Here is a 7906-nt window from a genome sequence, read left to right on the forward strand (position 1 = left end):
TAAAAAGTTTAAACTAACGAGAATTATTCGCGATTGTGTCAGGGCATAGGAAGAGGCGCAATTACAACTAGAAGGAGGGGCTCTGCCGACGACGTTTCCACTGGCCCAAACGCTGTTGCAGATTCAACGGACTGTGGATCTGTTGCTGCCGTGCCCGACTGAACAGGATCAGTGCCAGTTCGGCGGTGGCCAGGGCGTCGGCACTGGCGTGATGGCGCTCTTGCACCTGCAACTTGAAATAGTCGATCCAGTCGTCCAGTCCGGCTTCGCGCAGGGTCGCGTGCGGGCACAACAACCGCGCGATATCGGCGACATCGAGAAACGCATGTTGCAGGCGGTAACCGAGGCTGTCCTTCAGCGCGCGCGCCAGCATGTGCTGGTCGAAGGGTGCATGGAACGCCAGCAGCGGGCTATCGCCGACGAACTCCATGAATTCAAGCAACGCCTGCGCCGGATCGCTGCCGGCGGCCAGGGCACTCGGGCCGAGGCCATGGATCAGCACGCTGGGATTGACGCTCTGCCCGGGGCGCAGCAAGGTTCGTTCGAAGCACTGCCCCAGGTCGATGGCACCGTCTTCGATGACCACCGCGCCGATGGACAGCACCTGGTCGCGGTTCAGGTTCAGGCCGCTGGTTTCCAGGTCGACGACAATCCAGCGCTGCTCCCGCAGCGAGCACTCGCCCAGGGGCTCGGCGGCCGGCAGTTGCCTGAGTCGCGCCTGTGTCGCGGCATCGAGGGTTGGCTCGTTGCTCCTCAGCCAGGAAAACAGCCTCATAGCTGATACCGCAGGGCCAGGCTGCTTTGCAGGCGTTGGGCCTGGCGCAGGGCTTCACGCAGGATGCGCCGGTCCAGCTGGTTGAGGCTGTCCGGGTCAACCCGGTTGGAATACGGCAGGTTGTGCCGGGTTTGCAGTTGATGCTGTTGCAGACGGGTCTGCTGGATGAAGTGATAGGCCTCTTCATAGGCCGCGCCATCGAGGCGTTCGATGACTTCCTTGGCCACCAGCTGGCGCAAGCGTTCGAGGGTGTTGCCGGCGTCGATGCCATTGGCCAACGCCAGCAGGCGGGCGCCGTCGACGAACGGGGTCAGTCCCTGGACTTTCAGATCGAGAGTGGCCTTGTCGCCACCGTTGCGGCTCAGTACGAACTCGCGCAAACGCCCTACCGGTGGGCGTTGGCGCAAGGCATTGTCCGCCATCATGCGCTGGAACAGCCGGTTGTCGGCGACCTGGGCGAGAATGCCCTGGCGCAGTTGCTGGCAACCCTGTTCCTCGCCCCAGACCACCCGCAGGTCGAAATAGATGCTCGATGCCAGCAGGTTTTCCGGCGTGGCCTCGCGAATAAAGGCGGCGAAGCGCCGCGCCCATTCGGCCCGCGACAGGCACAGCTCGGGGTTGCCGGCCATGATATTGCCCTTGCACAGGCTGAAGCCGCACTGCGCCAGGCTCTGGTTGATCTGCTGCGCCAGGGGCAGCAGTTTGCCGCGAATCTCGGCGGCCTGGGCGGCGTCGCGGGCCTCGAAGAGGATGCCGTTGTCCTGGTCGGTGTACAGCGTCTGTTCGCGGCGGCCTTCGCTGCCGAAGCTCAGCCAACTGAACGGTACGCCCGGGTCGCCCTTGTCGGCCAGGGTCAGTTCGATGACCCGACAGACGCTGTGATCGTTGAGCAGGGTGATAATCTGGGTGATCTGGGTCGACGAGGCGCCGTGGGCCAGCATGCGCTCCACCAACTGGCCGATCTCGCCGCGAATGGCGATCAGGCTGTCCAGCCGCGGGGCGCTGCGGATGGTGCGCGCCAGGTGCACCAGGTCGACCCGCTGCAGGGAAAACAGGTCGCGTTCGGAGACCACGCCACACAGGCGCTGCTCCTTGACCAGGCAAACGTGGGCGATGTGCCGTTCAGTCATGGCAATCGCGGCGTCGAAGGCACTGTGGTCGGGGGTCAGGGCAAAGGGCGCCTGGGTCATGTGCCGGTCGATGGGCAGGTTGAAGTCCTGGACACCGTCGGCCACCACCTGACGCAGGTCACGCAGGGTGAAGATGCCGACCGGGGCCTTGGCCCCATCGACCACGACGATGCTGCCGACCTGTTGCTCGTGCATCAGGCTCACCGCTTCGCGCAGCGGGGTGTCCGGACTGCAGGTCACGGGGTGGCGCATCGCCAGTTCGCCCAGGCGGCTATTGAGCGAGTATTGGGTGCCGAGGGTTTCCACGGCTTGGCGCTGGACCTGCTGGTTGACCAGATCGAGCAGGCTGCTGACGCTGCGCAGGGCAAAGTTGCGAAAGACCTCGGAGGACGAGAACAGCTTGATAAACGCGGCTTTGTTCAATTGCAGGCAGAAGGTGTCTTCGCCGGCCAGGTGTGCGGTGCGGGTGGCCCGCTCGCCCAGCAGCGCCGCCAGGGGGAAACACTCGCCGCTGGTGATTTCGAACACGGTTTCGCTGCCGTCCTTGGCGGTGTACGGGCGTTCACCGACCACGCGGCCCTGCTTGACGATATAAAAGTGCTCCACCGGCCCATCCGTGGGCTTGATGATGCTCTCGCCGGTGCCGTAGAAACGCAGCTGGCACTGCTCGACCAGATAGGCCAGATGGGCGTTCTCCATCTGGTTGAAGGGCGGGAATCGTTGCAGGAACTGCAAGGTACCGTGGATGTTTTGCAACACCGCGGTCTTCCCGGCCTGGGTGAATGCATCCGCTTTGCTCATGAGCGCTACCGCTTTTTTTGTCCGTTGTCAGAAGGGCGAAGACTCGCTGTTGCAAGCATGGTCGGCCCCCGCTTCCCGGGTGCCCATTGGACGTAAGTCTAGGTTTGTGAAATGGCCTACAGTTGAATAAGCAGATTCTTAACAAATATCGACTTGGAAAACTTTCCGACGAAGTGCACATTGAGCATCCGTTTAGCGATGTCTGAGCACTGTGCTAGGGAATTGGATTGCTAAGGGATACCAGAGAGCCGTATGTCCGACCACGATATTTTGAGCGATGCCGAGCGCGAGGCCATTTTGCAGGTAATGCAGGCGCCGCAATTGTCGTATCAGCGGGTCCTGATCGTCGATGACGACCAGGATGCCCGGGAGTTGCTGTCGGAAATCCTGGCCCTGCACGATATCCACTGTGTGACCGCCGCCAGTGGCGCGGCCGCCTTTGCGTTGCTGGAGTCCAACCGCGGCATCGGTCTGCTGATCACTGATTTGCGCATGGCCGATGATGGGCTGGATCTGATCCGCAAGGTGCGCGGCTCGGAGCGGGCAGCGCTGCCGATCATCATCGTGTCCGGCAATGCCGATGTGCGCGATGCGATTGATGCGATGCATTTGAGCGTGGTGGATTTTCTGCTCAAGCCCATCGATACCACGCATTTGCTGCGGCTGGTCAAGCGTGAGCTGGGGATGGTGGTGTAGGCGCAGCAGGATGCCTGGAATGAAAAAGCCCTGATCGTTACCGATCAGGGCTTTTTGTTTTCAGCGCGGGATTACAGGCCGTTACGGGCCTTGAACTCGCGACGCCGACGGTGCAGCACCGGCTCGGTGTAGCCGTTGGGCTGTTTAGTCCCTTCGATCACCAGTTCGACCGCCGCCTGGAAGGCGATGTTGCTGTCGAAGTCCGGGGCCAGCGGGCGGTACAGCACATCGCCGGCATTCTGCCGATCGACCACCGGGGCCATGCGCTTGAGGCTTTCCATGACCTGGTCCTGGGTGACCACGCCATGGCGCAGCCAGTTGGCGATGTGCTGGCTGGAAATGCGCAGGGTGGCGCGGTCTTCCATCAGGCCGACATCATGGATGTCCGGCACCTTCGAGCAACCGACACCCTGGTCGATCCAGCGCACCACGTAGCCGAGGATACCCTGGGCGTTGTTGTCCAGTTCGTTGCGGATGTCCTCGGCCGACCAGTCGGTGTTGCTCGCCAACGGGATGCTCAGGATATCGTCGAGCGAAGCCCGCGCGCGCTTGGCCAGTTCGGCCTGGCGGGCGAACACGTCGACCTTGTGGTAATGCAGCGCGTGCAACGCGGCCGCCGTGGGCGACGGTACCCAGGCGGTGTTGGCGCCGGCCAGTGGATGGGCGATCTTTTGTTCGAGCATCGCTGCCATCAGGTCGGGCATGGCCCACATGCCTTTGCCAATCTGGGCGCGACCTTGCAGGCCGGTGCTCAAACCGATATCGACGTTCCAGTTCTCGTAGGCGCCGATCCATTTCTCGGCCTTCATCGCCGCCTTGCGCACCATGGCGCCGGCTTCCATGGAGGTGTGGATTTCGTCGCCGGTGCGGTCGAGGAAGCCGGTGTTGATAAACACCACGCGCTCGCTGGCGGCCTTGATGCAGGCTTTCAGGTTGACGGTGGTGCGCCGCTCTTCGTCCATGATCCCGACTTTCAGGGTGTTGCGCGGCAGGTTCAGGACGTCTTCGATGCGGCCGAACAGCTCGTTGGTGAACGCCGCTTCTTCCGGACCGTGCATCTTCGGCTTGACGATATAGACCGAGCCGGTGCGGCTATTCTTGCGCACGCTGTTGCCGTTGAGGCTATGGATCGCCGCGAGGCTGGTGAGCAGGCCGTCGAGAATCCCTTCAGGCACTTCGTTGCCGTGGCTGTCGAGGATCGCGTCGATGGTCATCAGGTGACCGACGTTGCGCACGAACAGCAGCGAGCGACCGTGCAGGCTCAATTCACTGCCGTCGACGGCGGTGTAGCGGCGGTCGGCGTTCATGGTCCGGGTGAAGGTGGTGCCGCCCTTGGCGACCTGTTCCGCCAGGTCACCCTTCATCAGGCCGAGCCAGTTGCGGTAGATCACCACCTTGTCATCGGCATCGACGGCGGCGACCGAGTCTTCGCAGTCCATGATGGTGGTCAGGGCCGCTTCCATCAGCAGGTCCTTCACGCCGGCGGCGTCGGTCTGGCCGACGGGGCTGTTGGCATCGATCTGGATTTCGAAGTGCAGGCCGTGGTTTTTCAGCAGGATCGCGCTGGGTGCCGCGGCATCGCCCTGGAAGCCGATCAACTGGGCATCGTTGCGCAGGCCGGTGTTGCTGCCGCCTTTGAGGCTGACCACGAGTTTGCCGTCGACGATCTTGTAGCCCACGGAGTCGACATGGGAGCCGGCGGCCAGGGGCGTGGCCTCGTCGAGGAAGACGCGGGCGAAGGCGATGACCTTGTCGCCACGGACCTTGTTGTAGCCTTTGCCTTTTTCCGCGCCGTCCGCCTCGCTGATGGCATCGGTGCCATAGAGCGCGTCATACAGCGAGCCCCAACGGGCGTTCGAGGCGTTGAGGGCGAAACGCGCGTTCATCACCGGCACCACCAGCTGTGGGCCGGCCATGCGGGCAATTTCGTCGTCGACATTCTGGGTCGTGGCTTGGAAGTCCGGCGCTTCTGGCAGCAGATAACCAATGTCTTGCAGGAAGGCTTTGTAAGCCACGGCGTCGTGGGCCTGGTCGGCCCGGGACTGGTGCCAGGCATCGATCCGGGCCTGGAAATCATCGCGTTTGGCGAGTAGGGCCTGGTTCTTCGGTGCCAGGTCATGAATGACCTTGTCGGCGCCGGCCCAGAACTGCTCGGCGGTCAGACCGGTACCGGGAATGGCTTCGTGGTTCACGAAGTCGAACAGGACTTTGGCGACCTGAAGGCCACCGACTTGAACGTGTTCAGTCATTGCTTGCCTCACTCTGCTCAGCTATTCAGCTCTTCTGTTTAAAGCCTTGCGTGCTTCTCTAGACACAGTACCAGAACATGCCCTTGCAGGCGGCTGGGCGAACCCCGCCAACGCGAGCGGGCAGGGCTTTGCGTGCTTTCGCAGGCACTCGGGCAGATGTCGTTGCAGCGTTATGTAGTGCTTGCTGGCGCATACTACATGATGCATTGCGGTTGTGAAAATTAGACTAAATACGTCGTTTCGCGACCAGTGGGTTCTGCCTGGTCATGCCGCGGGCGTTGATGTTCTCAAGAAATGTATGAATTGTTCCAGATAAATATAAAAATCGTACACGATTTTTCTTGGTGGCCTTATCGCAATCGGCGTACGGCGGCCGACAGGGGCAGTGCCTATACTGGATCAACCAACCAGAGGGCTATCCCGTGGACCATCTCGTACTGACTGTATTCGCACCCGACAAGGCCGGCCAGGTCGAACAGATTGCTCTGTGCATCGCCGAGCATGGCGGCAACTGGCTTGAAAGCCGGATGTCGGGCTTGGCCGGGCAGTTTGTCGGGATTGTTCGGGTCGAGGCGCCGGCCCAGAGCCATGACGCGCTGATCAAGGCGCTCCAGGCGCTTGGCAGCCAAGGGATTCAGGTCCAGGTGATTCCCGGCGGCGGCGAAACGCCTGGCCAGTGGAAACCCATCGCGATGGAATTGGTGGGCAATGATCGCCCGGGCATCGTGCGGGATATCACCCGCCTGCTGACTGAACAGGGCATCAATCTGGAACAACTGGTGACCGATGTAAGCCCCGCGCCGATGAGCGGCGATCCGCTGTTTCATGCCGAGGCGATCCTGGCGGTGCCCCTGGACCTGCCGCTGGAAGCCTTGCAGTCGTGCCTGGAAACCCTGGCCGATGAACTGATGGTGGAGTTGATGTTGCGCAGCGACGAAGACTGAGGCGGGTTATCCAGTTTTAACGGGGACGGGCCTGTGGATAACCTGGGGAGATCCGGCCCTCGGCCAGGCCGGCCGGGGCTTTCCAGGCACTGAGCAAAAAACGAGCAGTTTCAAGGGCTTGTGCACAAACGCCGTGGACCGGCTTGTGGATAACCTTGGGGTAGAAGCCTGCAGCCCAGGTAGAACAAAGCTTGCAGGCTTTTGTGTGTTTTTTGATCAGCTGCGCTTGCGCAGGCTGAGCCAGGCATCGACGCTGTACACCGCCAGTCCTGTCCAGATAAACACGAAGGCCATCAGGTTGCTGGCGGTCAGGTGTTCGTCGTACAGCAGCACGGCCAGCAGCAGCACCAGGGTTGGCGCGATGTATTGCAGGAAACCCAGGGTGGTGTAGGGCAGATGACGCGCCGCGGCGTTGAAGCTCACCAGCGGGATCAGCGTGACCGGGCCAGCGGCGATCAACCACCAGGCTTGCGAGGTGCTCCAGAATTCGGCCTGGGCGCTGGTGGCGAGCGGATTCAGCAACAGCCAGCCGAGGGCGATGGGCACCAGCATCCAGGTCTCCACCACCAACCCCGGCAGGGCCTTGACCGGTGCCTGTTTGCGGATCAGCCCGTAGAAACCGAAGGTCAGCGCCAGCACCAGCGAGATCCAGGGCAGGCTGCCAACTTGCCAGACCTGCTGCGCCACACCCACGGCGGCGAGGCCGACGGCGATCCATTGCAGGCGGCGAAGGCGTTCGCCCAACAGCAGCATGCCGAGCAGTACGTTGACCAACGGATTGATGTAGTAACCCAGACTGGCTTCGAGCATGCGCCCGTTGTTGACCGACCAGACGTAGGTCAGCCAGTTGGCGGCGATCAGGGTCCCACTCAGGGCCAGGATCGCCAGGCGGCGCGGGTTGTCGCGCAGTTCGCGCCACCAGCCCGGGTGTTTCCAGACCAGCAGCAGCAGGGAGCCGAACAGGGCGGACCAGAGCACGCGGTGGATGATGATCTCGACGGCCGGTACCGCGGCGATGGCTTTGAAGTAGATCGGGAACAGGCCCCAGATGATGTAGGCGCTGAGGCCGAGGATGTACCCGCGACGCGGGTTGGCGGCTTGCATGCAGAGTCCTTTCTTGGGCTGCTGACTGATTGTCGTTATTGGGGGGCTTGGTTGGTGTAGTGGGGCTGATGGCCCTATCGCTGGCAAGCCAGCTCCTACAGGTTCCGGGTTTGACTGGAGGGCGATTGGATGTAGATACCGTCTTGACCCTCATCGCGCAAGCGCGATGTTTGGGTCAAACGGTACGCCTGATTTGAGCACCCCATA

Annotated in this window: 6 protein-coding genes; 2 read left to right on the forward strand and 4 right to left on the reverse strand. The window is 62.1% G+C overall.

Annotation, left to right across the window (positions count from 1 at the left end; genetic code table 11):
- Window positions 1-67: 67 nt before the first annotated feature.
- The gene (locus tag AC07VG_RS28930; protein ID WP_495003352.1) at window positions 68-775 is read right to left on the reverse strand and encodes a 3'-5' exonuclease; all 708 of its coding nucleotides are present in this window, start codon (window positions 773-775) and stop codon (window positions 68-70) included.
- Window positions 772-2706, reverse strand: coding sequence for a putative nucleotidyltransferase substrate binding domain-containing protein (locus AC07VG_RS28935; RefSeq protein WP_495003353.1), 1935 nt, complete (start codon window positions 2704-2706; stop codon window positions 772-774). Before AC07VG_RS28935 ends, AC07VG_RS28930 begins: the two co-directional genes overlap by 4 nt.
- A 252-nt stretch (window positions 2707-2958) precedes the next feature.
- Between AC07VG_RS28935 and AC07VG_RS28940 the strand changes: the two genes are divergently transcribed.
- Window positions 2959-3402: a response regulator gene (locus AC07VG_RS28940; RefSeq protein WP_495003354.1), complete on the forward strand. Its 444-nt coding sequence runs from the start codon at window positions 2959-2961 to the stop codon at window positions 3400-3402.
- A 71-nt stretch (window positions 3403-3473) separates the two neighbouring features.
- Here AC07VG_RS28940 and AC07VG_RS28945 read toward each other — a convergent pair whose 3' ends face one another.
- A complete protein-coding gene (locus tag AC07VG_RS28945; protein ID WP_495003355.1) occupies window positions 3474-5651 on the reverse strand; it encodes a malate synthase G in 2178 nt (725 codons plus the stop codon).
- 422 nt (window positions 5652-6073) lie between these two features.
- Here AC07VG_RS28945 and AC07VG_RS28950 point away from each other — a divergent pair, with 422 nt between their 5' ends.
- Complete coding sequence (locus tag AC07VG_RS28950) at window positions 6074-6595, forward strand: glycine cleavage system transcriptional repressor (RefSeq protein WP_495003356.1); 522 nt, start codon at window positions 6074-6076, stop codon at window positions 6593-6595.
- Between the two features lie 216 nt (window positions 6596-6811).
- Here the strand turns inward: AC07VG_RS28950 and rarD are convergent, their stop codons facing one another.
- On the reverse strand, window positions 6812-7699 hold the full coding sequence (gene rarD, locus AC07VG_RS28955; protein WP_495003357.1) for an EamA family transporter RarD: 888 nt from the start codon (window positions 7697-7699) through the stop codon (window positions 6812-6814).
- Between the last annotated feature and the right edge of the window lie 207 nt (window positions 7700-7906).

Source organism: Pseudomonas sp. GW821-FHT03C07 (genome assembly GCF_059420925.1).

What these genes read in the sequence shown, in the direction of transcription:
- AC07VG_RS28935 (WP_495003353.1), bottom strand. Translation starts at nt 2,706, where the DNA reads ATGAGCAAAGCGGATGCATTCACCCAGGCCGGGAAGACCGCGGTGTTG.
- rarD (WP_495003357.1), bottom strand. Translation starts at nt 7,699, where the DNA reads ATGCAAGCCGCCAACCCGCGTCGCGGGTACATCCTCGGCCTCAGCGCC.
- AC07VG_RS28945 (WP_495003355.1), bottom strand. Translation starts at nt 5,651, where the DNA reads ATGACTGAACACGTTCAAGTCGGTGGCCTTCAGGTCGCCAAAGTCCTG.
- AC07VG_RS28930 (WP_495003352.1), bottom strand. Translation starts at nt 775, where the DNA reads ATGAGGCTGTTTTCCTGGCTGAGGAGCAACGAGCCAACCCTCGATGCC.
- AC07VG_RS28940 (WP_495003354.1), top strand. Translation starts at nt 2,959, where the DNA reads ATGTCCGACCACGATATTTTGAGCGATGCCGAGCGCGAGGCCATTTTG.